The 22,507-nt window shown below is 32.6% G+C and carries 22 protein-coding genes and 1 pseudogene; 13 read left to right on the top strand and 10 right to left on the bottom strand.

What is annotated here, in order from left to right:
• Positions 1-329 precede the first annotated feature (329 nt).
• The gene (locus KF896_03695) at positions 330-2,993 is read left to right on the top strand and encodes a PD40 domain-containing protein (protein ID MBX3042800.1); all 2,664 of its coding nucleotides are present in this window, start codon (positions 330-332) and stop codon (positions 2,991-2,993) included.
• A 138-nt stretch (positions 2,994-3,131) separates the two neighbouring features.
• Positions 3,132-4,775: a S8 family peptidase gene (locus KF896_03700; GenBank protein ID MBX3042801.1), complete on the top strand. Its 1,644-nt coding sequence runs from the start codon at positions 3,132-3,134 to the stop codon at positions 4,773-4,775.
• A 202-nt stretch (positions 4,776-4,977) separates the two neighbouring features.
• On the opposite strand, the gene KF896_03705 is transcribed toward KF896_03700, so the two are convergent.
• Both KF896_03705 and KF896_03710 read right to left on the bottom strand, forming a co-directional pair.
• Positions 4,978-5,361 (bottom strand): heavy-metal-associated domain-containing protein, encoded by a 384-nt coding sequence (locus tag KF896_03705; protein ID MBX3042802.1) that lies wholly within the window; start codon positions 5,359-5,361, stop codon positions 4,978-4,980.
• Between the two features lie 43 nt (positions 5,362-5,404).
• Complete coding sequence (locus KF896_03710) at positions 5,405-8,185, bottom strand: hypothetical protein (protein MBX3042803.1); 2,781 nt, start codon at positions 8,183-8,185, stop codon at positions 5,405-5,407.
• Positions 8,186-8,525: 340 nt separating this feature from the next.
• Between KF896_03710 and KF896_03715 the strand changes: the two genes are divergently transcribed.
• From KF896_03715 to KF896_03735, 5 genes are all read left to right on the top strand, one after another.
• Positions 8,526-8,942 carry a hypothetical protein gene (locus KF896_03715; GenBank protein MBX3042804.1) on the top strand — a complete coding sequence of 139 codons (417 nt, stop codon included), beginning with the start codon at positions 8,526-8,528 and terminating at the stop codon, positions 8,940-8,942.
• Positions 8,943-8,954: 12 nt separating this feature from the next.
• Positions 8,955-9,392 carry a nucleoside deaminase gene (locus KF896_03720; protein MBX3042805.1) on the top strand — a complete coding sequence of 146 codons (438 nt, stop codon included), beginning with the start codon at positions 8,955-8,957 and terminating at the stop codon, positions 9,390-9,392.
• Between the two features lie 113 nt (positions 9,393-9,505).
• Positions 9,506-10,168, top strand: coding sequence for a response regulator transcription factor (locus KF896_03725; protein MBX3042806.1), 663 nt, complete (start codon positions 9,506-9,508; stop codon positions 10,166-10,168).
• A gap of 81 nt (positions 10,169-10,249) precedes the next feature.
• Positions 10,250-10,645 carry a hypothetical protein gene (locus KF896_03730; protein MBX3042807.1) on the top strand — a complete coding sequence of 132 codons (396 nt, stop codon included), beginning with the start codon at positions 10,250-10,252 and terminating at the stop codon, positions 10,643-10,645.
• 372 nt (positions 10,646-11,017) lie between these two features.
• Complete coding sequence (locus KF896_03735) at positions 11,018-12,247, top strand: hypothetical protein (protein ID MBX3042808.1); 1,230 nt, start codon at positions 11,018-11,020, stop codon at positions 12,245-12,247.
• Here KF896_03735 and KF896_03740 read toward each other — a convergent pair.
• From KF896_03740 to KF896_03750, 3 genes are all read right to left on the bottom strand, one after another.
• Positions 12,234-12,485 (bottom strand): hypothetical protein, encoded by a 252-nt coding sequence (locus KF896_03740; GenBank protein MBX3042809.1) that lies wholly within the window; start codon positions 12,483-12,485, stop codon positions 12,234-12,236. The genes KF896_03735 and KF896_03740 overlap by 14 nt on opposite strands.
• A 62-nt stretch (positions 12,486-12,547) precedes the next feature.
• On the bottom strand, positions 12,548-12,925 hold the full coding sequence (locus KF896_03745; GenBank protein MBX3042810.1) for a hypothetical protein: 378 nt from the start codon (positions 12,923-12,925) through the stop codon (positions 12,548-12,550).
• Positions 12,903-14,435, bottom strand: a complete 1,533-nt coding sequence (locus KF896_03750) for a hypothetical protein (GenBank protein MBX3042811.1) — start codon at positions 14,433-14,435, stop codon at positions 12,903-12,905. Before KF896_03750 ends, KF896_03745 begins: the two co-directional genes overlap by 23 nt.
• Positions 14,436-14,715: 280 nt before the next feature.
• Here KF896_03750 and KF896_03755 point away from each other — a divergent pair, with 280 nt between their 5' ends.
• The gene (locus KF896_03755; GenBank protein MBX3042812.1) at positions 14,716-15,087 is read left to right on the top strand and encodes a hypothetical protein; all 372 of its coding nucleotides are present in this window, start codon (positions 14,716-14,718) and stop codon (positions 15,085-15,087) included.
• Entirely contained in the window at positions 15,048-15,923 is an 876-nt protein-coding gene (locus KF896_03760) for an IS3 family transposase (GenBank protein ID MBX3042813.1), read from the top strand. Before KF896_03755 ends, KF896_03760 begins: the two co-directional genes overlap by 40 nt.
• A gap of 709 nt (positions 15,924-16,632) precedes the next feature.
• Here KF896_03760 and KF896_03765 read toward each other — a convergent pair.
• Together KF896_03765 and KF896_03770 are read right to left on the bottom strand one after the other, a co-directional pair.
• A complete protein-coding gene (locus KF896_03765) occupies positions 16,633-17,904 on the bottom strand; it encodes a DEAD/DEAH box helicase (protein MBX3042814.1) in 1,272 nt (423 codons plus the stop codon).
• Between the two features lie 181 nt (positions 17,905-18,085).
• Positions 18,086-18,403, bottom strand: a complete 318-nt coding sequence (locus KF896_03770) for a nucleotidyltransferase domain-containing protein (GenBank protein MBX3042815.1) — start codon at positions 18,401-18,403, stop codon at positions 18,086-18,088.
• A 175-nt stretch (positions 18,404-18,578) separates the two neighbouring features.
• Here KF896_03770 and KF896_03775 point away from each other — a divergent pair.
• Positions 18,579-18,840: pseudogene (locus tag KF896_03775) on the top strand (DUF4160 domain-containing protein).
• 2 nt (positions 18,841-18,842) lie between these two features.
• On the top strand, positions 18,843-19,073 hold the full coding sequence (locus KF896_03780; protein ID MBX3042816.1) for a DUF2442 domain-containing protein: 231 nt from the start codon (positions 18,843-18,845) through the stop codon (positions 19,071-19,073).
• Between the two features lie 62 nt (positions 19,074-19,135).
• On the opposite strand, the gene KF896_03785 is transcribed toward KF896_03780, so the two are convergent.
• A complete protein-coding gene (locus KF896_03785; protein ID MBX3042817.1) occupies positions 19,136-19,729 on the bottom strand; it encodes a hypothetical protein in 594 nt (197 codons plus the stop codon).
• A gap of 268 nt (positions 19,730-19,997) precedes the next feature.
• Here KF896_03785 and KF896_03790 point away from each other — a divergent pair, with 268 nt between their 5' ends.
• Both KF896_03790 and KF896_03795 read left to right on the top strand, forming a co-directional pair.
• Positions 19,998-20,228: a hypothetical protein gene (locus KF896_03790; GenBank protein MBX3042818.1), complete on the top strand. Its 231-nt coding sequence runs from the start codon at positions 19,998-20,000 to the stop codon at positions 20,226-20,228.
• Complete coding sequence (locus KF896_03795; protein ID MBX3042819.1) at positions 20,218-20,562, top strand: type II toxin-antitoxin system PemK/MazF family toxin; 345 nt, start codon at positions 20,218-20,220, stop codon at positions 20,560-20,562. The genes KF896_03790 and KF896_03795 overlap by 11 nt, the downstream gene beginning before the upstream one ends.
• Before the next feature lie 34 nt (positions 20,563-20,596).
• Here KF896_03795 and KF896_03800 read toward each other — a convergent pair whose 3' ends face one another.
• On the bottom strand, positions 20,597-21,142 hold the full coding sequence (locus KF896_03800) for a hypothetical protein (GenBank protein MBX3042820.1): 546 nt from the start codon (positions 21,140-21,142) through the stop codon (positions 20,597-20,599).
• 45 nt (positions 21,143-21,187) lie between these two features.
• Positions 21,188-22,417 (bottom strand): hypothetical protein, encoded by a 1,230-nt coding sequence (locus KF896_03805; protein MBX3042821.1) that lies wholly within the window; start codon positions 22,415-22,417, stop codon positions 21,188-21,190.
• Positions 22,418-22,507 lie beyond the last annotated feature (90 nt).

The raw sequence follows: 22,507 nt of genomic DNA on the forward strand, positions 1-22,507 counted from the left end.
TAAATTTTTATCGCAAATCAACTAAAATTTCTTTGTCTTTTGAATACTTTTCACTAAATTAGTTTTTTACAATTTACAAATTGTGAAAAACTTTTTTTTTATTAATTTATGATTAAAACTTGATAAAAGTGATTTTTTTTTTGGTTTCATAAAAAAAGTTTATTAACTTGCTGTGAAGTTTGTGTAAATTTTGAATCATAAATTTTGTTTTTTGAAAACTTGATTATAAGTACTTGTAAAATCATATTATTATGAAATTTACCGGGAATAAACGGAATTTTTAATTAGCAATAAATATATTTTAAGTTATTTTAAACAGGTATGAGCTTATGCAAAGAATTATTACAGTTATGTTTGCTCTGACATTTATGTCTTTACTAACGGGTATAAATCTTTTTTCACAGGCTACCGGTACAAAGTCTGAAGCAATGCAGATTAATGCCCCGGGGTCACTTTATTTACTGAGTGCTGAAATAGTAGTTCAGCAGGGTGATAAAGGAATTTTAGGCAAAACACAAAGGATAAAGATTATTAATCTCGGTCCGATTGTAAATTCACCGGGTGTAGATTATGCACCTACTGTCAGTGCTGACGGTAAAACTTTGTTTTATGTATCTGATCGCCTGGGTTCAAAGGAAAATAATGGCACTCCCTCGCATGATTTCTGGGCAGCCAAGAAGAATGATCGCTTAGATACTGTATTCTTCACACCATACAATATTGATACATTAACCGGCTTAAATTATCTCAATGTAAATACAGAGCTTAATGAAGGCGCTGCATCAATTTCGGCTGACAGACAAACTCTCTATTTTACAGCTTGTGACCGTCCTGATGGCTTTGGGAAGTGTGATATTTACAAGTCCACTATAGAAGGCGATAAATGGGGCAGACCTGTAAACCTTGGCGCTAATGTAAATACTGATAACTGGGAATCCCAGCCATCAATATCTCCTGACCAGAAGCGTATATATTTTGTTTCTACAAGAAAAGGTCCAAACAGTAACGGAAAACCTGTCATCGAAAATATGGATATATGGTATTGTGACTGGGATGATGATCTTGAAGACTGGAAACCGGCAGTAAATCTTGAAGCTATCAACACTAAAGGATGGGAATATACACCGTTTATTGCTGCTGACAATTCTACATTGTTTTTTGCTTCTAACAGCCATAAACCAAATTATGGTGGTTTAGACTTTTATTTTACAAGGTATGACCCGGTATCTGATTCATGGTCTAAACCTGAAAATCTTGGACAGCCTATTAATACTAAAGATGATGAAGCATTTATTACTTTGCCTGCATCAGGTGACATAATTTATTTTTCTTCAACAAGAAAAGATTTACCCGGATATCAGGGAAATCTTGATTTATTTATGGCATTTGTGCCTTCGTTCTTCCGTGCTGTTACAGTCCTTACAACAGTAATTGACGAATGCTCTCAAGAATTCATCCCTGCTGTTGTTACAGTTAAGAATCCTGTTACAGGCAGAGTTGTTAAGGACAGCATAACTACATTTAAACCAAAATTTGAAGTAGTGATATCAAATCCAGATTATGGCAATCCTAAAGACTCATTGAAATATGTTGACCTTGAAATTACAGCAGCACACCCGAAATACGGCAGTAAAACTGTTACTCAGCGGGTTACACGTCCTGATATGACAGAAGATCCGGATGAAGTCAACAAGCCTGCTGATGAAATTGATGTTGTTATTACTCTTGGACAAAGACCAACTCTTGCACCGGAAATTGATGAAGCTGAATATATTGCTCAGCAAAAAATCAATAAACCAAGTATGGGTAGCTGGAGAGGTCTTGTGATGAAAGAAACAAAAACCTGGAATCTTTATCCCTTGCTTAATTATGTATTCTTTGACCAATGCTCTGATGAACTTCCTGAAAGATATATACTTTTTGATTCACCTGAGCAGACAGAAATATTTACTGATACTACAATTCTTGGTGGTACATTAGATAAATATTATCACTTATTAAATATTTACGGATACAGATTACGCAATAATCCTGATGCCAAAATTGTTATTAATGGTACTAATGATGGGCTAACGCAGTGTGAAAAGAATAACACTAAACTTGCTGACTCAAGAGCTCAAAAAATATACAATTACTTGCGGGATATTTGGCAAATTAGCGAATCAAGAATGAAACTTGAACTTCATAATAAACAAGGTACTCCAAAAGTTCCAACAAGTACCAGAGTTGACTCAATCGGTGTTGAAGAAAACCGTCGCGTTGAAATCTGGTGCAGCGATTGGGAAGTTGTAAAACCTGTATTTGATATTGGTTCTGTAACTGAGCCACAGCCAAGAAATATGACATGGGCTATGAAGAACGGTATAGAAGATGCACTTGTTGTTAAGAGAAGAATTGAAATTAAACGTAATAACGAAATGTGGAGAACTATCTCTGACATTGGAACAATTGACGAAAAGAAAGAATGGAACTGGCAAAGCACTGCAAGAGTTTATCCTACTGATGAAGTTGCATTCACTGCTCAGCTTGTTATCACGACTCAAACCGGCGCTGAATGTACTTCTGACGAGGTTGATATTCCTGTTCTTCAGGTCACACAATCAAGACTCCGTACTGAAGGTACAATGGATACTACTCGTGAAATTTACAATCTAATTCTATTCCCATTTGATAGTGATAATGCAGGACCTCTCAATGAAAGAATCATGAGAGATTACGTTTATTCAAGATGTCGTCCAACTTCCAAAATCGAAGTAATCGGACACACGGATGTTGTTGGTATGTATGACCATAATATGAAATTATCAACAAGACGTGCTAACTCAGTTCAAAATGGAATCAACAAGGAAACTAAGAGTACATACAATCAACTTAATTCAAAAGGTGTAGGTGAGGAAGACCCACTTTACACAAATGACCTTCCTGAAGGCAGATTCTATAACAGAACTGTTCAGGTTATTGTCCGTACTCCGCTTAGTGAATATGAAGATTAGTATTTTAGAAGTATCATAAAAGAAATCTCCTTTAGCCGTCTGGAAAATTAATTCAGACGGCTTTTTTTTTATGTAACTTTTTGGACTTTAGTTTGTCTATATATTTTATAAATTATATCATTTTGTGGATTAAATTTTATGAAGCGTTCGATACTCTTTTTGTATATATTTTCAATTTTCGGTGCTAATATTTTTCCGGTTTTTAGCTATTATCCTAAATTCGAATATAGTAACAAATATTTTGATTTTATGGATTATTCAAAATTGATAGTCAAAGTAAATGGCTTTAACGGCTATGATAATTTGATAAATCATCCGAAAATTTCAAATCTCAGGATTAATTCATATTTCCATATAAATCATGATGCAAATCCACCATTAGGCAGTCAAAATGTATATACGATTTCATCATATAATGAATTAACAAAGTATTTCGAGATTCACTTAGAAGATTATACAATTAAGCAAGCATCAGAACTTGCTGATGAATTGAATCAAATGGATTATATTCAGGTTGCATATTTTGAGCCCTATCCTGTCCCACCATCGAATGCAACACCTGATTTCAGAAATAGACAGGAATATTTCAAACCGGCAAGCCTTGGTACAGGATATTCGCAGATAAAGCACCTGCCCGGGGCAAAAGGTAGTGGCATAAAGTATTGTGATGTTGAGTATGCTACAATATTAGACCATGAAGACTTTGACGATGAAAAATTGAAGGTCGCTAATGCAGAATTTTCTTACCCTTCAACCAGCTGGCATGACCATGGTGCAGCAGTTCTTGGAATTGCATATGCTTCTGAGAATGATTTTGGAATTGACGGAATGATAGGAGATGCTGAAATTTATATTGCATACCCTTGTTACAGCACTCCAAATTGCAATTATAACGTAGCACGGGCAATACTTGATGCTGCTAATATACTTGATTTTGGAGATGTAATTTTAATTGAACAGCAAACCAATATTCCTTACCCTGCCACCGGTCGCTATGGACCTGTTGAGTTTTATGCCGCGTCTTTTGACGCAATCAAATTTGCAACAGAAAAGGGTATAACTGTTGTGGAAGCCGGAGGCAATGGAGGATTGAACCTTGACACTAATTTTCTTAATGGAGTTTTTGATAGAACTGTCCGAAATTCAGGCGCTATTATGGTAGCAGCCGGATCTCTGGAAAGTAACCGAATACTCGGTTTCTCTCCCTACGGAAGTCGAATTGATTTATTTGCAAATGGAGAAAAAACTACAACAGCAGGTTATGGTGCAGCATTTAATGATCCACAAGCAGGTAAAACAAGGGCTTATACTCATTCGTTTGGAGGTACTTCCGGAGCATCAGCAATTGTAGCACCTGTTGCCGTATCTCTTCAGGGTATGTTTCACGCAATGACAGGTGCTAAGTTAGACCCAAAAACACTAAGAGATGTACTTTATGATACGGGAACTATCTCAGCTACTTTGGATAAAAATATTGGTAAAATGCCTAATCTGGCTGATGCTTATAAATACATTTTAGATAATTACACATCAGTTGAAGACAATAATCAAACAGATGAAATTGATATTACTATTCTTGGAAATTCTACTATATTGATTGCTAACCTATCAGCAAATCTTTCGGATAAATCAATACAAATATTCGATGTACTGGGAATTGAGGTTATATATGCAGGTGCAGGACTTTGCGTATCCACAAAGAGAATTGACATATCCCATTTGCCGGCAGGTGTATATTTTGTCAGAATTGGTATTAAGGTAGAAAAATTTATTAAGATGTAGGGAGTCAATTCTTACGAATCTAATTAATTAAGTGGAAAGTGAGCATCCTAACCGGTGGATTATTTTTTTTTTGCTTGTGAATAATAGTGTATCTGCTTGCTCGATAACTGATACTTAATCCTATTAAGTAAAAATGTCAAACTAATATTACGATTAATTTGACATTTTTTTATTTGATTTCACGGATATAATTACATCAACCTTACTTCTTTGGAGCTGATTTAGTTGCTTTTGTATCGCAACAATCTTTGCCGGATGATTTAGTTGATTTATCTGTTGAGCAGCATCCATCACTTTTTTTATTAGCAACAACTTCTGCATCATAACCCATTTTAGAAATTGCTTTAGTTATTTTTGTTTCATCAGTTTTCGAGGCATCATACTTCACAGTTACAACTTTGCTTTCTACATTTGATTTAGCCTCCATCACACCAGAAGATTTTTTCAAACCTTTTTCAATCTTAGATGCGCATGAGCCGCAATGCAGATTAGTTTGAATGTTTACTTCTTTTGTATCAGCAGCAAATAAATTCGTTACAGCAAGAAGTAAAATTGCTGTAATCAATGATAAATTCAGTTTTTTCATAAAAATTCTCCAAAAACAAATTAATAAATATATTTAAAAGTAATCATTTTTTAATTAATTCTAATGCTTTGAGTATAAAATTGTCATATTCAACAGCAAGATTTGTTACTTCATAATCCATAAGTATATCAGGCTGAATTGAACTTCCAAAAATTGCTTTACCTTCTTCAGGTGAGTTTACCATTAGCCCGGCAAATGATACTCCCATATTGCCATACAGTCTGAAAGCAATTGATTCCGAAGCATATCCGCTTGTCGGTTGACCGAGAGTCTGACCTATTTTGTTGGCTTTAGCCATAGAAATAATAGCTTCGGCATAACCTGTAGTTTTCTCGTCAATCAAAAATATCAACTTCTTATCTGAAAGTTTACCATTTCCTGAAATATCTTTACCACCGAACTCAATATTCGTTAACTCATGATGATTTGGGAAAGTGTAAACAGGTACAGACCATTTTGGAGTGCTTAATTCTCCGGTTTTGAAAAATGCGAGCAGGTATTCACTTACCGATGTAAATCCACGCAAATCAAGTATCAATCCTTTTCTTTCTGACAAAGGCTCAATATAATCTCTAAGTCTGACATCATTCATCTCGGTTAAATCAATATAAACATAGCCACTATCAAGCTCAGCAATTGCAGGAGGGCGAAATTCAAATACATTTTGCATCAAGAAGTTACGTTTGTACTTATCTTCAATTTCCGAACCGTCACTTTTGCGGAATTTCAAAATAGCTTCTGAGTCTTTATTACCGGAACGTATTTCAGTCAGAGCTTTTAGAATTTTTAAACTATTATTATTTCCCGGAATTATGTGAATTATATTATTGAGAATATTATTAATCGGAATGCCGTCAATGCTAACCAATTCATCACCATAAGAAAGGTTTAAAGTAGTATCAACAACATTGCTGACTAATACTCTGTCATTAATATAACGCAAAACAAATGGGAAAGAATAATCAATTGCTATTTCTGGATGCCAGGCTGCAGACCTTCCGTCTTTCGTTATAAGTAAAAGTGACCTTACAGTTGCATGAAAATCATAAATATCCTTATCCGTTGACGACTTTTTTAAAGCCACGGTCAGTGCTGAATCAAGAGTTCTTTCTTCAATCGGATTTGGAGAAAAGTGCTTAATTATATTCCACAGCTTTATTGTTGCTGCTATTCTTGTATAATTGTCATTATAATTCAGATTATAACCACTTGGTTTAGTTACTATATCTTTTTCAGCTATATTTATTTCTGGAAGCGGCTTATCACCATCACCATAGTAAATATACGGGTGATGCAAATATAAATCGTTAGAAATTTTGTGTGAATAATATTTTCCAATTAAAGGATAATTTAATCTTCCATTATTATCAGATTCAATTTTTAGAGAGAACTTTCCTTTTGTACTTTCAAGACTATCAGTCAAAATTGAGTAACCTGCTTGTATCACTGCATCTTCGATACTCCAGTATTCAGGCATACCATTTTCAGCAATTAATTCAAATCCTGAATTGAAAACAGTAATTTCATCAATTTTTTTTCCATTCTCGACAATATCAATTTTTACATCATCAAAATATGATTTACCCTCTCCCAGAAATACCAATGCTAACTTAATAACATGAATATCATCAGGCAAATCCATTGAAACTTCGTATCTTTTCCAGCTTGATGACATAGCCGGTGTTTCAGCTGAAGTAGCGGCGACATACTCTCTTGATGCTATTTTGTCTGCTCTTGCCCAAATCTGAGCATTAGCACCGGGTGATGCTTGTTCTACTTTAATTGATGCACTGATTTTTACTTGTTTACCCTTATACTTTACCGCATCAATTAACTGTACCGCAGATGCTTCCCTTGCTCTTAGGGTTGAAAAAGCATTGATTGTAACAGCTGAAAATAATTCATCAGAGCGATCAACTGGTCCCCCGTTATATTTTTTTAATAAAGCGAAATGGTCAATACTTTTATCCGGCTTTGGAACCATAGATTCATAAGCTTGTTTTTGATTTATCAATGCAAGAGGCGAAAGAGATTTTGCATAATTTTGAATATTTGAAATTAGTTCTTTCTGATTTTTGCTTCTGCTGACTTTTGCAATAGCGTCAAGTGTCAGAATTTCTTCCTGACTTGAGATTAATGTATTGGCAGGATTGAAAAAATGTAAATAACCATAAGCTTCAGATAAAGCTTTTAAATTGGATAACTCAATATTTGTAAGCTCTTTTGAAGGCTCATCTTTTGAATTATCGGGTTGATGTATTTCAATTTTGAAATCATCAAGCCATAGCTTGCCTGTGCCTCGAATAAGTCCACCGATACGTAATTCATTAGTCTCAGGAGGTACAATGAATGTAATACTCTGCTCACCCCAAGTATTTGACGTTATAGGTTTTTCTTCCTGATATATTGAAAAAGTTATATCTTCCTTTGTTGACCTGCCAATAGCCCATAATTCGCCCTTAGACATCGTGTTTGTTGATTCGAACTTAGCCATAGCCTTAATTGTAATTTTGCGATTTCGGTAAGGTATAGCATCTAAAATCTGATAAATAGGTAAAGTTGTTGCTTCTATGTCTGATATATCAATATGTTTCTGAGGATTATTAAGAAAAATGCACAATTTGCCTTCAGCAGGTGACTGATCACTTGTTTCGATTATCATTCCTGCCTCTAACTGCTTTCTGGAGTAGCTCCACGAAGGAGGTAAATATCCAGGCATCCCTTTTTCAAAATTCAAATTGTCAGGATGAAACAAAGCCTGAGAATTTGTAGTAAAATTATTTAAAAATAGAACTAAAATTAGTAAAAATAGTGTTTTTTTCATTTTGAAACAGTATTATTTAAAATATATCTATAATAATTTGATAGGACGATTAAATCAATGCTTAATTAGCATTTTTGTTTATAAAAGTTAACTCTTTTTTTATTTTCAACATTTCTAATCATCAATTATATAGAAATTTTGAGAACAAAATCATTAAAATTATAAAATTCATAGTTTATTTAATAATATTTTATAAATTTGCATAATTAAAATCTATCATTTAAAAATTAGTTTTGGAGAATTTGACATGTTAAAATATCTGAGTTTGTTGATAATTTTGGTCCCGGCGATTTTGTTATCAAATCCATTTTCAACAAAAAAGGGCGGACACTGCTTTACAATTGATATTCCTGATTATATGTTACCCACATATCAGTTGAATGATGTTGCCTCACTTCAGTATGAAAATATCACACGCGAAGCATATACTCTCGTAATTGATGATTCAAAAGATCGCCTTGAATATCTTGGTATGAAGTTTATGAATCCAACAGAATTTTTATTGAAATTTACTGACAGTTACTTGCTTGAAGCTGAAAATCGCAAGATTTCTGATGTTAAGGAATTTTCAAATAACGGAAATCTGATTGCTCAAGCTGAACTAAGCTGGACTCAGGAAGGTAATGACTTTTTCATGATAATTAGCGTTATTGAAACAAAAACTCACTTTTATAAATTACTAAGTTGGTCACTTCTCGAAAACCGCGATCAGCAATACGATGATTTTATCAAAATATCAAAATCTCTTAAAGATTAGGATCCTATAATTATGGATGAATTCATAAAAGCAGCAATTGATGAGGCTAAACGAGGAATTGAGGAAGGTGGTATTCCTATTGGCTCTGTAATTGTTCATAACGGTAAGATAATCGGCAGAGGTCATAATCGCAGAGTGCAATCAGGAAGCGTAATACTCCACGGCGAAATGGATGCTTTGGAAAATGCCGGAAGATTACCCGCAAAAGTATATCGCGAGAGCACGATTTATACTACTCTTTCTCCTTGCTCTATGTGTAGCGGTGCAATTGTGCTTTATGGAATTCCTAAAGTTGTAATTGGAGAAAATCAGACTTACATTGGCGAAGAAGAATTGCTTCGAAGCCGCGGTGTTGAGGTGGTTAATCTCAACAACGAGGAATGTAAGTTGATGATGAATGATTTTATTAATAAATTTCCAGATATTTGGAACGAAGATATTGGAATTTAGCACGATTATTGATAATATACATATTATATTCAATCATTATGCTTTTTTAAATATTGATTTAATATAATTTTAGTTATTTTTGTTTGTATAATTAATACAATGAACTTAAATAAATGATATTTAACGAACAAAATCCGGTAAGTTTGGTATTTGCTGACGATCACGAAGTTGTCAGAGCGGGCATCAGACGTATGTTGTCACTTGATAAAACCTTCAAGATAATGGACGAAGCAAATAACGGCAGAGATGCTCTGGACTTAATTCTTTACCACAAGCCTGATATTGCTTTGCTTGATATTATGATGCCGCAAATGTCAGGTGTTGAAGTTACACGCGAACTTAAAGAAAGAAATTCTGAAACTTTTGTTGTAATACTCACTGCATTTGAAGACGGAGCTCACCTCGAGAAAGCACTTTCAGCAGGCGCTGACGGCTATCTTACAAAGGATATTCCATCTAAAGAGCTTATAGCGGCACTACATACAGTAGTTACAGGAGAGAGAGTTTTTTCTAAATCAATTGTTCTTTTGGCTCAGAACAAATTTATGACACGTGGCTCACAAGTCGAGCCTCATATAAAAATTACTAAGCGAGAGCAGGAAATACTGAATTTGATAGCAACCGGAAAATCAAGTGTGGAAATTGCCGAAACACTCTATCTATCAGTCAGGACTGTAGAATCCCATCGTTACAATGTTATGCAGAAATTAGGAATCAAAAATACAGCCGGATTGATAAGATTTGCAGTACTTAATTCTGATACTTTTAATCAATAGTTTGCATATTGAATCATAATATTTAAAAATACTTATCTGCTCATATCGTTTTTGAATATAATTATATTATGAGCACAATAAATGAAATTTGACCGCATTTTAGATTATTTGATGTTCCGCGAAGGCGGGCAAGAAGATAATTTCACAGATAATCCGGCAGTTACCACCGGATCTATTGTTTGGGGTGTTATTCTCAGAACTTCTATAGTAATAATTGTAACATTAATTTTATTAAAACAATACGATTTTCATCAGTATTGGTGGTATTCCTTTTTTGCTATCTGGTTTTTTGTTGGATTTCCTGCTTTCAGGCAGTACCAGAAATTTAAAGAAAGAATCAAGGTTTTGGAGGAAGAAACTCTTTGCGGTAAATGCAGACATTTCAATGAAGGTGCCCAAGTCTGCCAGATTTACGATATGCACGTAAGTAAAAATCATATTCCTTGCGAAGGTATGAGCTGGGAACCAAAATTATAAGCATTAATATCTGCTTTAATAATTTGTATTTGATTTATGCCAATACAAAACAATTATTTGGAGTCACATTTTCTGAAGTAGATGAGTATTTATTTCTATTAAAATCTTTTTTGATATACTTTAATAAAATAAATAAATCATTCAGGATTTATTTCCCATTACAAATGACTTTAAAAAAATTTGAAGAAATATATTATAAATAAAATCCACACACATATTGATACAAAGAATGCGTTTTATGTTAATATTCAATAAAATATTATTCAAAATTCAATAAATATTTTTTAGTAATTTATAATTGTGTTACATTTGCACTTCTTAAAATATTTTCTTTAATAAAAGTACTTAATATATATCTAAAAGATTGTAACTATGTATAAATATTTGATTTTTTTACTGTTAATATGCTTAACAAGCAAAATTTACTCTCAAAATGAATGGGGTGGTACCCCATATGGCTATGTTAAAGCTGACGTTTTTTTGGATACAAGGCAAGTAGTAAACGTTAGAGATGGTCACGTACTCCTCTACCCCGCTCCGCGTCTTGAAGCAAATGGTGAAGATGCTAATGAAGGATTGAACTTCAACATTTTGGCAATTCAATCAAGATTTGGATTTAGAATTAAAGCTCCTGATTTCCTTGGAGCTAAAGCAAGTGGTGTAATTGAAGGTGAATTCTTTGGCTCCACAAATACTGATATCGGGAGTGTAAGACTTAGACTTGCTAATGTCAAACTTGACTGGGGTAAACACGAAGTAGTTGCCGGTCACGACTGGCATCCATTATTTATTGCTGAAGCATTAGCTCAGACAATATCTTTCAACACAGGAATACCTTTTGTAGCATTTGCAAGAAATCCGCTTGTTACTTATACCTATAAAACTGATAACTTCAAAGCTATGCTTTCAGGAGTAACTGAGATGGAGTTCCCAAGTACAGGACCTCAGGGACCATCTACTTCATACCTTAGGAATGCAGGATTTCCTATGCTGAATCTCGGACTCAGATACTCGATTGATAAGTTTTACTTTGCAGCAAATGCAAATTACAAAGAACTGAAGCCGCGTTTAATAAGTGATCAGGGATTCAAAGACCATAACGTTACTTCCGGATTTACTGCAAATTTTCTAATGAGATACAAAACTGATGATTTCTATATTACTGCTTCAGTTCTTCAGGGACAGAATACTTTTGATTTGTTGATGTTGGGTGGATATGCAGTTAAAAGCATTGACCCAACTACAGGAGTATGGGAATATTCCGCAATGAATACCCGCTCTGCATGGCTTGATATGCAATATGGTAAAGACCTGACCTTTGGAGTTTTTGGTGGCTTTGAAACCAATTTGGGTGCGAATGATGAAATCGTAGGTAATTACTATGCACGAGGTATAACTCAAAATAAAGACGCCGGTACGGATATTGATTATATTTATAGATTATCTCCACGTATTGCTTATAAATTAGGTAAGACACAAATCGCCACAGAGCTCGAATACTCGGCAGCCGCTTATGGCAAAAGAGACAACAAGGGTAAGGTAAGTGATTCGCAAGAAGTAAGAAACCTGAGAATACTCGTTGCTGCTTTTATTTTCTTTTAATATGCTTATAATCACTGACAATAATTAGAAGTGCTATATTATTATTAAACTTCCGAAGTTTTGAAAACTTCGGAAGTTTTTTTTTATCTTTCATGAAATTGTCAATTGTCAATTGGTGAAAGCTACGTAGTTGCGAACTATTAATAGCAAAAAGATACCCAACACCACCACAAAAATCAATGTTCCCAAAAATCTTTGTGCAATCAAATACCTGAAAGTAGTCTTGTGCCACTTTCATCTGCAATTCTTGATGTTTGTTTTGTTGGGCATAAGGCAAAATTTGATAAAATGATTCACTAATTAATTATCATCAATATATGAAAAGGATTGTGGTGGTGCCATATTAAACTCTGCTTTAAGGCATTTAGGGTTCTTATACTTAAAAAACTTCTTAATTTTTATTGCAAACCCTCTTTCTTTATCTGAAAAATATCTATAATAAAAGTCTTCTGAAACCCCTGAATACTCGTGAGTTAAATGCCAAAGTGTATCAATATCAAAATTTAATATTTCATCTATTTCAAATTCACCAATGACCTGTTGAACTGGAGATGAAGCATAAACAATTATTGACTTGACACGTTTATTTTTGAATATTGATCTTCTATACTCAAATTTTTTTGTTCCATCAAAAATTTTAAATGCAAATTCTGGTTTAATTGATAATAAGACTTTCATTTGTTCCCGTTTCTCTTAATATTATTTCAAATTGGGTTTTAGTTATTCTTTTTAATCCTCTAATCTCATTGTCTTCACCTGAAAGAATTCCTAAATCTAATAATCTTTGACGATTTATTCTTTTACCTGTTGGGAATGAATGAGTATATAGAAAATTTATGATGAAAGGTCTAGATTTTGGAGACCAATTCCAATACTTTCTAAGTTCATTATCGGAAAATATACTTCTTTTTCTACATTTAAGTATAAAATCATTTTCATCTGAAATATCAGTAATTTTATCTTCAGCAATTGCAATTGTAGTAATTACACTACTATAATAGGCGGATCTACCTGATGCTGCAGTTCTATAAAAAACAATGATATCCCCTTTTCTTATATCTCTTTCAATTGAACGAGATATATAAACTTTGCTAATTGCATTTCGATGTGGTTGATTTTCAATAAAATCGAAAGGAGACTCAGTCGTTAATATTGAATCAGGTAACAATTCTGTATGGTAATCTGGATAAATCGGTATCATAAATATATTTGTTTCTTTAGATAGATATGGAAATGTGAGTTTGGGATTATTTATATTGAATGCTGGAGTAAAATCACGAACATATACTAATTCTTCACCATTATTTGATGATTTTGTACCATAGTAAACAAACCCCCATTCCTCAAGCAGCCCAATCAATCTTTTCTGCTCTTCTCTTTTATTGAAAATTGTAACATAAATTTCATCAACTTTATTTTGAATAGCATTATCAAAAATTATTTTCATAAATCGCTCACCTAATCGTACCCCATTGCTTATGACTTTAAATGTACCTATTTTTAATCTCTTTTTTGGTTTAAAGACTGGGGCAATATCTGAATAATTTTCATCACGATTTTCTACTTTCAAGAAGAGAAATGAAAGAATTTTCCCTTTATTTATTGTCACGTAAGCAGTTTCGTCTGATTTTTTCAAATACCATTTCTCGAACCCTGAATAATCTTCTTTGAAACTATCAAAAAAAGTGTCAGATAAATTTATTTCACCGAATAAATTTTTTGTTACCGAAAGTACTTTATAATCAACTAAATCAGGATTTTCTGAAACAACTTTTTCCAGAAAAGAATCAATTTTAAAAACTCTATCATCAATTCCTAGAAGTTCTGCCTTTTTATGTATTTTCTTATCTTCAGTGATTAGAAAATCTATTCTTTCACTATAAATTTCATTTAAAAGAATTGTATCATTTCTATCATTTTGATTAACATCTAAAGTTTCTGAAACAACAATTACTTGAGGTCGCAATGGAGTTGTTGTTTTTAAAATCTCATAGCTTTTAAGTTTTACAGAAAGTGTATCAACCGTTTCCTTATTGCTATTTTTTTCAATCTCTTCAATAGTAATAGGGTGTACGCATTTTGTATATTTACCTTTATCTATCCATCTAAATAGAACTCCAATATCAACATTGAAGACTCTACTTGCTTCACGATGAATAATTATGTTTGTGTCTAATAAAACTTTCATAATTAATCTGATTGCATAATTTACAATTCCTAATCACCTATCTACATCTTCTCAATAAATGATTTTACAAAAATAGCAAAAAATATAATACTTACACATATTTTTACTGCATTTATTTTCAAGAAGTTTTCCACTAATAAAGCCTTCCCAAAGCTCATCACTCAAGGAAGGTCTTTTATTTCATCATCTCCTTCAGGGTCTTGTCCTGAAATAGGTTGACACAAAATTGGAGAAAAAGATGTCACAAAAGAAAAAATTTCTTATTTTAGGAGACAAGCGAATGTACACAGAGAATTTTAAAAAATCTGTAGTCGCCGAAGTAGAATCAGGTCGCATAAGTAAAGAAGGCGCTCGCATAAAGTACGGCATAAAGGGAAATTCAGCAGTACTTAATTGGTGTCGGCAATACGGCAAGAATCAATATAAACCAAAATCACCAGGTAGTTTAACTATGAATGACAAGTTGATATCACAAACATATAAAAATCGAATAAAAGAATTGGAGCAGGAACTATCTTCCAGCAAATTGAAAGTAAGTTATTTAGAAAATGTAATTGACGTACTTCAAGAACAGGGGGTAATAGATGCTGTAAAAAAGCCAGATACACCGCCATTGGTCTCACCAAAGCGGTCAACCCGAAAGCATCGATAGAAAGTATATGCAAAATAGCATCATTGAGCCGTCAAGCCTATTATAAGCATAACAGCAAGATAGAACTAGACACAGTAAACAATCATAAAGTACTTTCAATGGCTCTGTCTAAGCGTATACGTAATAGTAAACTAAGCTGTAAAAAGATATATTCAATGATTAAAGAAAGTCTCAAAACTGAGAATATAAAGTTAGGTCGTGACAAATTTATCAATCTGATGGGTGAAAATGGTTTTCATGTAAAGCGAAAAAGACGTAATCCCAACACAACAAAAAGTAAACATACATTGCCAACATATACAAATAAACTCAAAGGTATAAAGATAAATAGAGCAGACCAGGTCTGGGTTAGCGACATAACCTTTGTTCGAACTTCACAAGGTTTTATGTACCTGTCATTAGTGACAGATTTATACAGTAGAAAGATTTTAGGCTACAACTTGAGCAAGAGTCAAAAAACTTCGGAAGTAATAAAGGCTTTACAAATGAGTCTTAAAAATAGTAAACGTCAGTCCGAGACCATCCACCATTCAGATCGTGGAATCCAATATTTATGTAGTGAATATACCAAGCACTTGAAATCAAATAATATCGAAACAAGCACAACAAAAGGAGGTAGTCCCCAAGAAAATGCAGTCGCCGAAAGAATAAACGGAATCTTAAAGCAAGAATACGGAATCTCAGACTTAAGAATAAATATTCCTCAATGTCGAAAATTAGTTAAAGAAGCAATCGAGCTATATAACAATGAGCGCCCACACTTAAGTTTAAATATGAAGACTCCAGAACAGTATTACAATGAATTTTATTGCAATCTAAATAACAATATTCGATGATATTAATCGAATTTATTTTATAATTTATTTGTCAACCATTTTTAGGACAAGACACAGAGAGTTGAAACCCCGTCCCCGTCCCCGCCCCTCGCCACCTTTTCTATTAATAGTACGCTACTACGTAGCTAAAATATGTGTTTCCGGTGGGTTTCATTTTTCTATAATCATTTAATCTCTTCGAGATTATTCCCGTGCTACAACATCCATTTTCTATTAATGTTACGCTTCTACGTAGCTAAAATATGTGTTTCCGGTGGGTTTCATTTTTCTATAAATATTTAATCTCTTCGAGATTATTCCGGTGCTACAACATCCATTTTCTATTAATGTTACGCTTCTACGTAGCTAAAATATGGGTTTCCGGTAGGGTTTCATTTTTCTATAAATATTTAATCTCTTCGAGATTATTCCCGTGCTACAACATCCATTTTCTATTAATGTTACGCTACTACGTTGCTTTTTCCCGACCCCCGACCCCCAACCCCATCCCCTATCCCCAAACCCCCGACTCCAGAAATACCTAAGCTCATCGAACAATGCTACAACTAAAAAATGGATTTTAAGCAGACTCACTACCGGAGTAAAAAAGCCAGCAAAAATTCACCGACAAGAAAATTAACAAATGCCGATTGGGCATATACATATTAAAAAAGTCCGATATTTTGTTCAATACCGGACTTTTTAAAATTAATTTTTTTGAATCTGCAAATTATCTCGAATTACTTTGCCTACCATAGCTCTTTGCTGAATTACTACTTCTTCCTGCAACAGGTGCATGATTAGCACTAGGTCTCGCATTGTTAGGTCTTCCACGCTGCTGTTTAACAGGTTTTTCGGGCTTGAGATTCATCAAAGGGAATGGATGGTCTTCAACAACAGGAATATTCTTTGAAATAAGCTTTTCAACATTACGCAGATGTTCCTTTTCCAATGCGTCACAAAATGAGTATGAAGTTCCTTTTGCTCCTGCTCTGCCTGTTCTGCCAATTCTGTGAACGTAAGTTTCCGGAATGTTCGACATTTCATAATTGATTACATATTCCAAATCATCAACATCAATTCCACGGGCGGCAATGTCGGTTGCAACTAAAACACGTGTTGTTTGTGATTTAAAATTTGCTAAAGCCCGCTGCCTGGCATTCTGAGCTTTATTCCCGTGAATTGCTTCTGCGGCTATGTTGTGATTTTGAAGAATTTTTACAACTTTATCAGCACCGTGCTTGGTATTAGTGAAAACCAATGCCGTTTTAATATTCGTATCTTTCAAAATATTCAATAACAGAGCGTTTTTATTTACCTTGTCAACAAAATACACAGATTGCTTGATGATATCAACTGTTGATGATGCCGGAGTAACTGATACTTTTACCGGTTTCTGCAAGATAGAGCCGGCAAGATTTACAATTTCAGGTGGCATAGTCGCTGAGAAAAACAGTGATTGCCTTTGTTTAGGAAGTAAAGTCAGCAATTTCCTGATATCGTGAATAAAACCCATATCAAGCATACGGTCTGCTTCGTCAAGTACGAAAATTTCTACATGCTTTAGAGTCAGGAATCCTTGATTTAGCAGGTCTAAAAGTCTGCCGGGAGTGGCAATCAGTATATCAACACCACGCTGGAGTACATTAGTTTGAGGTGTTTGTTTAACGCCACCAAATATTACTGTGCTGACCAAACCTGTATGCCTGCCATAAGCTTTGAAACTTTCATCAATCTGTATTGCAAGTTCACGTGTAGGAGTAACAATCAGACTTCGGATTTTTCTTTTTGAACCGTGTGGTTTGGTGTTGCTCAATAATTGTAATATCGGTATCGCAAAAGCTGCAGTTTTACCGGTACCTGTCTGTGCACAACCAAGCAAATCTTTCCCTTCTAAAACTTTAGGGATAGACTGTGTTTGAATTGGCGTGGGATTTGTATAACCTTCTTCCTGAATTGCTTTTAAAATCGGTTCGATTAAATTAAGAGATTTAAACTCTATTTTAGATTCTATTTTTGAAACAATTGTTTCATTTTTCTTTGTCAAGTAAAAAACCTTGTGGTAAATAAATATTAATGCAAAAGCATTAGACTAAGTATAAACGATTGATTAAGAAATTTAGTGGTTCAATGTTAATATAAATTTGAATTTCATTATGCTGGCTTAAGTGGAATAATATCTTTTACACAATCTTAATTCCGCTTCTCAAAATCTCTTCAACTATTGGATTATCGGAATTAAAATCATTCTTACGAAATGTATGTGGTTGAATATCAATGCTTGTTTTTAAAGTGGCACCGGCAATTTTTTTTAAATCAAGAAATCTATTTCCAACAAAATCATCTGAAATAAGAGCAACATCAATGTCGCTCCATTCATTATAAGTGCCTTTAGCATAACTCCCAAAAAGAAAAGCTTCAACAATTTTAATCTGTGATTGCTCAATTTGTTCAACTAGTTTTTTGACTAAATCTATAGCTTTATTTGTGCTTTCAGCCATAGGTATTACTTTGTAATTTGATAATATAAAAGTAACGATTAATTCAATAAATATTGTTTAAAATATTAACAAATTGCTTGTGAAAAATCTGTATTTTAAATCAAGAAATTGCAATTTAAAAGAAATAATTTCGTTAATATTTGTTTGAATATGTATAGTAAGTAGAGATATACAAATGCCGGAAATATCACGTTTTTTTGGAATTATAATAACGATGAATTTCAACGACCACAATCCACCACATTTACATGCTGAATACGGTGAGTTTGAAGCAATTTTTGATATTCAGGGTAATTGTATTATTGAGGGTAATTTACCACGAACTGCTATTAAACTTGTAAAAATCTTGGATTAACATACATAATGTCGAATTATTAGAGAATTGGAATTTATTGAGAAATTCTTTACAACCAATTAAGATAACCCCATTAAAATAAAAATGATAAAAATTACAAACATATCTCACATAGAAAATTATCTACTGAAAGTATCTTTTGATGATAATACATCAAAAATTCTTGATTTTGAAAAAATACTCGAATTTAAAGGAATGGCACAACCACTAAAAAATATTGATTATTTTAAATCCGTTAAGTTATTGAGAAATGGAAGAAGTTTCGGTTGGGATAATGATTACGATTGTTGTGCCGATTGGGCGTACAGATATTGAAAATATAAAAGTCCGGCAATTATTATTACCGGACTTTCTATTCATAAAAGACTGACTACCAATTACAAATTCAATCTAACTCCAAATCTAAATGTAACAAAATTGTCCTGAAAATCTGTCGAGTAAAAGCCAATTTGAACAAATATGGATTTATTTATATCATTGATTATGTTGTAACCCAAATTCATTGACATTATCATTTGAGTACTAATGTCAGAGCCGGTCATGATACCACCTCCAATAGTCATATACAAATTTTCAATTTTTTTAGGATGAAATTTAAGACCAATAGTAGTAAATCGCAGTGATTGAAAATTATCGCCTTCATCTGTCTTAAAATTCATACGTGTACCTTCTGTCAAAACCTGAATATATGAAATTGTTTTGGGTAGTTTGTAATCGAAAGAAAATCCAATTGATGAACCATGTATAAAATCCGTACCCGTAGCACTTTCAGTCAATCTTGTACCTGTAAATAGTCCGTTATATCCACCAAATACTCCCAAATAATATGGGGAATTTTCATTGATGGGAGTTGTTTCCAAATACTTGTCAGTGGAAGTTTGCGACATTGCATTTTGACCCATAGATAATGCAATAAAAAAGAGGCAAGCAATTGTGAGGCTGATTGCTTTGATTTTAAGAGAGCTGAACATAAAATACTCCAAAAATAAATTATACAACAAGAATTTTGTAAGTATTAGAAACTGTTCATATTTGTACTTCAATATATTTGAAAAAAGAATATACAAAAGTATATTAATTTTTTGAAATCACAAAAGAAAAAATATTTTTTTGATAATTAAACACATATTTTGAGATTTTATTTTAAAGCACATTTTTATCTAAACTATAAATACAATATATTTTTATATGTAAAGTTATATCAATATAAGATATTACTAAATAGTATAAGATTTTAATATGAAAACAGTATCACTAAAAATAGACAATTCTATATATGATGATTTAGAATCAGTATTAGCCAATTTCAAAATATCAAGAAACAGATATATCAACGATGCAATTAGATTCTATAATGATTTCCAAAAGAGACAAATCCTCGAAATCGAATTGGAAAAAGAGTCGAAACTTGTCAGTTCAGAATCAATGAAAGTTTTGGGAGAATTTAGTGAGTTGGATTATGTTGACTAAACAGTTTGAAATCTGGCTTGCAGATTTGAACCCACAAATGGGAACAGAACCGGGAAAGACAAGACCTGTACTAATCATACAAACAAATTTGCTTAATAAAATTCCGCATCCATCAACTATTATTTGTCCAATTACAACAAATGTTGAACCTGACTCTAAAATATTAAGGGTGAATATACCTCATAATACAACAGGACTGAATAAAAATAGTGATATTATGATTGACCAAATTCGTGCAATTGATAATAAAATGTTAATCAAAAAAATTGGTGAATTACCTGATAATTTAATATCAAAAGTGAAAATGAATTTGATTATACTTTTGAATTTCTAAATTTAAAAGGAATCATATTTTGTAATTCTATGTTTTATAAATTAAAATTAGTACCAAAACTAATCTTCAGGAAAACATCCTTAAAATCGGTTTCTGCTCCACCAATTTGAATAAAAAATGATCTATTTTTCTCATTAAAAAATTCATGACCGATATAAAATGACCTAATAAATTGAGTTTCTCTACCTGTCATTATTCCAACTGATGTTGAAAAATATAAAATCTTAACAGGAAACTTAATACCTATTGTATTGAAACTAATAGATTCGTAGTTCTCTTTGCCATTTTTTTCAAAGTTCATAAAGTTAGATTCTGATAAGAATTGTAATTTTACTTTTGAATATTTAAATTTGTATTCAAAAAGAATTCCAAATGACATTCCATTGACGATATTGGTACCAACGATATCGGAAGTCAGGGGAGAATTGTTAGGTATTCCTGTATATCCAAACGAGAATCCTACACTAAATGGTGATTGATTTATCCGTATAGTATCAGTTTGAGATAAAGACTCCGCTTGTGAGAATAATAAAATGATTGCAAACACAAGTTTGCTTACAAATAATAATTTTTTCAACATCTTTATCCACTCCAAATCATGAAATTTTAAATAATTGTATTTCATTTACAAAACTAAAAACTTGATAACTTTATTGGTTGTACCGCTGTTAATCCTCAAGAAATATACACCGCTTAGCACATTACTTTTAATATCAATAGATAATGGATGTTGTGATAATACTTTAAAATTATCATTTCCTATATTATTTCCGAGAATATCTGTAACAATTAAATTGTTTAATAATTCATATTCAATATTTATGTTTGTATTCAAAATTCTGTTGTCAACAACGATTGACAACATTTCAATTGAATTATTTATAACTTCATTTTCAACAGATACTGTATTAAAATCAGCCTGCCATAAATTCCGATGATTTGAAATACAATAAAGGAAATTTTGATGTATAAAAGTACCCCGAAAACCTTCGTCACTTTCAAATAATATATTCCATGTATTACCTGAATCATTTGAAAAAAGTAATATCCCAACGTTAGTAGTATTATTTTTCCCTGAGATAATAATTTTGTTATCAATAAAATTTGTATTAAAAAATGAGAAATTACCAGATAATCCTGTTTCAACTTTTCGCCAGTTTTCTCCATAATCTTCAGACTTATATATCTCACCGTTCTGGTTTGATACTATACCAATACTACCTTCAAATTTAATATTCCTAACTGCAGAACTATTATTTTGATTGAAATAATCAACTTCTTTCCAATTTTTACCGAAATCAGTCGATGTTAAGACTTGTCCGTTTCCACTGCCAATAAATAATTCACTATTAGCTTTTGAAATTGAGTTTAATATTTTTACATTGTTTAATTTAAGATAATTACTTGTTAGTCCGCCATCATAAGTGAAAGATATGAAACTGTTTTGATTTAAATCACTACCTACAAAAATGCATGTATCGTTTCCAAAAAATTCATATCCTGTTATAAAAATTATATTCCCACCAAAATCATTTAAAAATTCTGACCAATTTAAACCGTTATCTGTTGATTTTAGAATTGATGGCATTGTCCCCGATGGATGTAAAACGGACATATAAATATCATTATTATTACTAAATGAAGAGAAAATCCATCTGTCTTGGATATTAATGACCTTAGAACTAAAATCATTTAAGTCAACTTCCGTTATTTTGCCACCCACATTGAAAAGTAACACTTTGTCCTCAAAATGGACAAAAGCGGATATTGAGTCAGGTCCCGTGTGAACATTTGTCCAATCAGAGCTTAAAACTGCTCTAGAAGATAAGAGCAAAACAAAAATTAGAAATTTCATAAATACTGTCTCCAACAATTCATTTAAAATTCTTATCAAATTAATCATCCCGCAGTAAACAGCAGGGTATCAAAATAATACATATTAAAA

The organism is Ignavibacteriota bacterium (genome assembly GCA_019637995.1).
Lineage (GTDB): Bacteria > Bacteroidota > Ignavibacteria > Kapaibacteriales > UBA2268 > JANJTB01.

What these genes read in the sequence shown, in the direction of transcription:
- KF896_03785 (MBX3042817.1), bottom strand. Translation starts at nt 19,729, where the DNA reads ATGTTCAGCTCTCTTAAAATCAAAGCAATCAGCCTCACAATTGCTTGC.
- KF896_03710 (MBX3042803.1), bottom strand. Translation starts at nt 8,185, where the DNA reads ATGAAAAAAACACTATTTTTACTAATTTTAGTTCTATTTTTAAATAAT.
- KF896_03770 (MBX3042815.1), bottom strand. Translation starts at nt 18,403, where the DNA reads ATGGCTGAAAGCACAAATAAAGCTATAGATTTAGTCAAAAAACTAGTT.
- KF896_03795 (MBX3042819.1), top strand. Translation starts at nt 20,218, where the DNA reads ATGTTGACTAAACAGTTTGAAATCTGGCTTGCAGATTTGAACCCACAA.
- KF896_03745 (MBX3042810.1), bottom strand. Translation starts at nt 12,925, where the DNA reads ATGAAAGTCTTATTATCAATTAAACCAGAATTTGCATTTAAAATTTTT.
- KF896_03695 (MBX3042800.1), top strand. Translation starts at nt 330, where the DNA reads ATGCAAAGAATTATTACAGTTATGTTTGCTCTGACATTTATGTCTTTA.
- KF896_03805 (MBX3042821.1), bottom strand. Translation starts at nt 22,417, where the DNA reads ATGAAATTTCTAATTTTTGTTTTGCTCTTATCTTCTAGAGCAGTTTTA.
- KF896_03780 (MBX3042816.1), top strand. Translation starts at nt 18,843, where the DNA reads ATGATAAAAATTACAAACATATCTCACATAGAAAATTATCTACTGAAA.
- KF896_03755 (MBX3042812.1), top strand. Translation starts at nt 14,716, where the DNA reads ATGTACACAGAGAATTTTAAAAAATCTGTAGTCGCCGAAGTAGAATCA.
- KF896_03735 (MBX3042808.1), top strand. Translation starts at nt 11,018, where the DNA reads ATGTATAAATATTTGATTTTTTTACTGTTAATATGCTTAACAAGCAAA.
- KF896_03740 (MBX3042809.1), bottom strand. Translation starts at nt 12,485, where the DNA reads ATGAAAGTGGCACAAGACTACTTTCAGGTATTTGATTGCACAAAGATT.
- KF896_03750 (MBX3042811.1), bottom strand. Translation starts at nt 14,435, where the DNA reads ATGAAAGTTTTATTAGACACAAACATAATTATTCATCGTGAAGCAAGT.
- KF896_03705 (MBX3042802.1), bottom strand. Translation starts at nt 5,361, where the DNA reads ATGAAAAAACTGAATTTATCATTGATTACAGCAATTTTACTTCTTGCT.
- KF896_03720 (MBX3042805.1), top strand. Translation starts at nt 8,955, where the DNA reads ATGGATGAATTCATAAAAGCAGCAATTGATGAGGCTAAACGAGGAATT.
- KF896_03725 (MBX3042806.1), top strand. Translation starts at nt 9,506, where the DNA reads ATGATATTTAACGAACAAAATCCGGTAAGTTTGGTATTTGCTGACGAT.
- KF896_03800 (MBX3042820.1), bottom strand. Translation starts at nt 21,142, where the DNA reads ATGTTGAAAAAATTATTATTTGTAAGCAAACTTGTGTTTGCAATCATT.
- KF896_03730 (MBX3042807.1), top strand. Translation starts at nt 10,250, where the DNA reads ATGAAATTTGACCGCATTTTAGATTATTTGATGTTCCGCGAAGGCGGG.
- KF896_03790 (MBX3042818.1), top strand. Translation starts at nt 19,998, where the DNA reads ATGAAAACAGTATCACTAAAAATAGACAATTCTATATATGATGATTTA.
- KF896_03700 (MBX3042801.1), top strand. Translation starts at nt 3,132, where the DNA reads ATGAAGCGTTCGATACTCTTTTTGTATATATTTTCAATTTTCGGTGCT.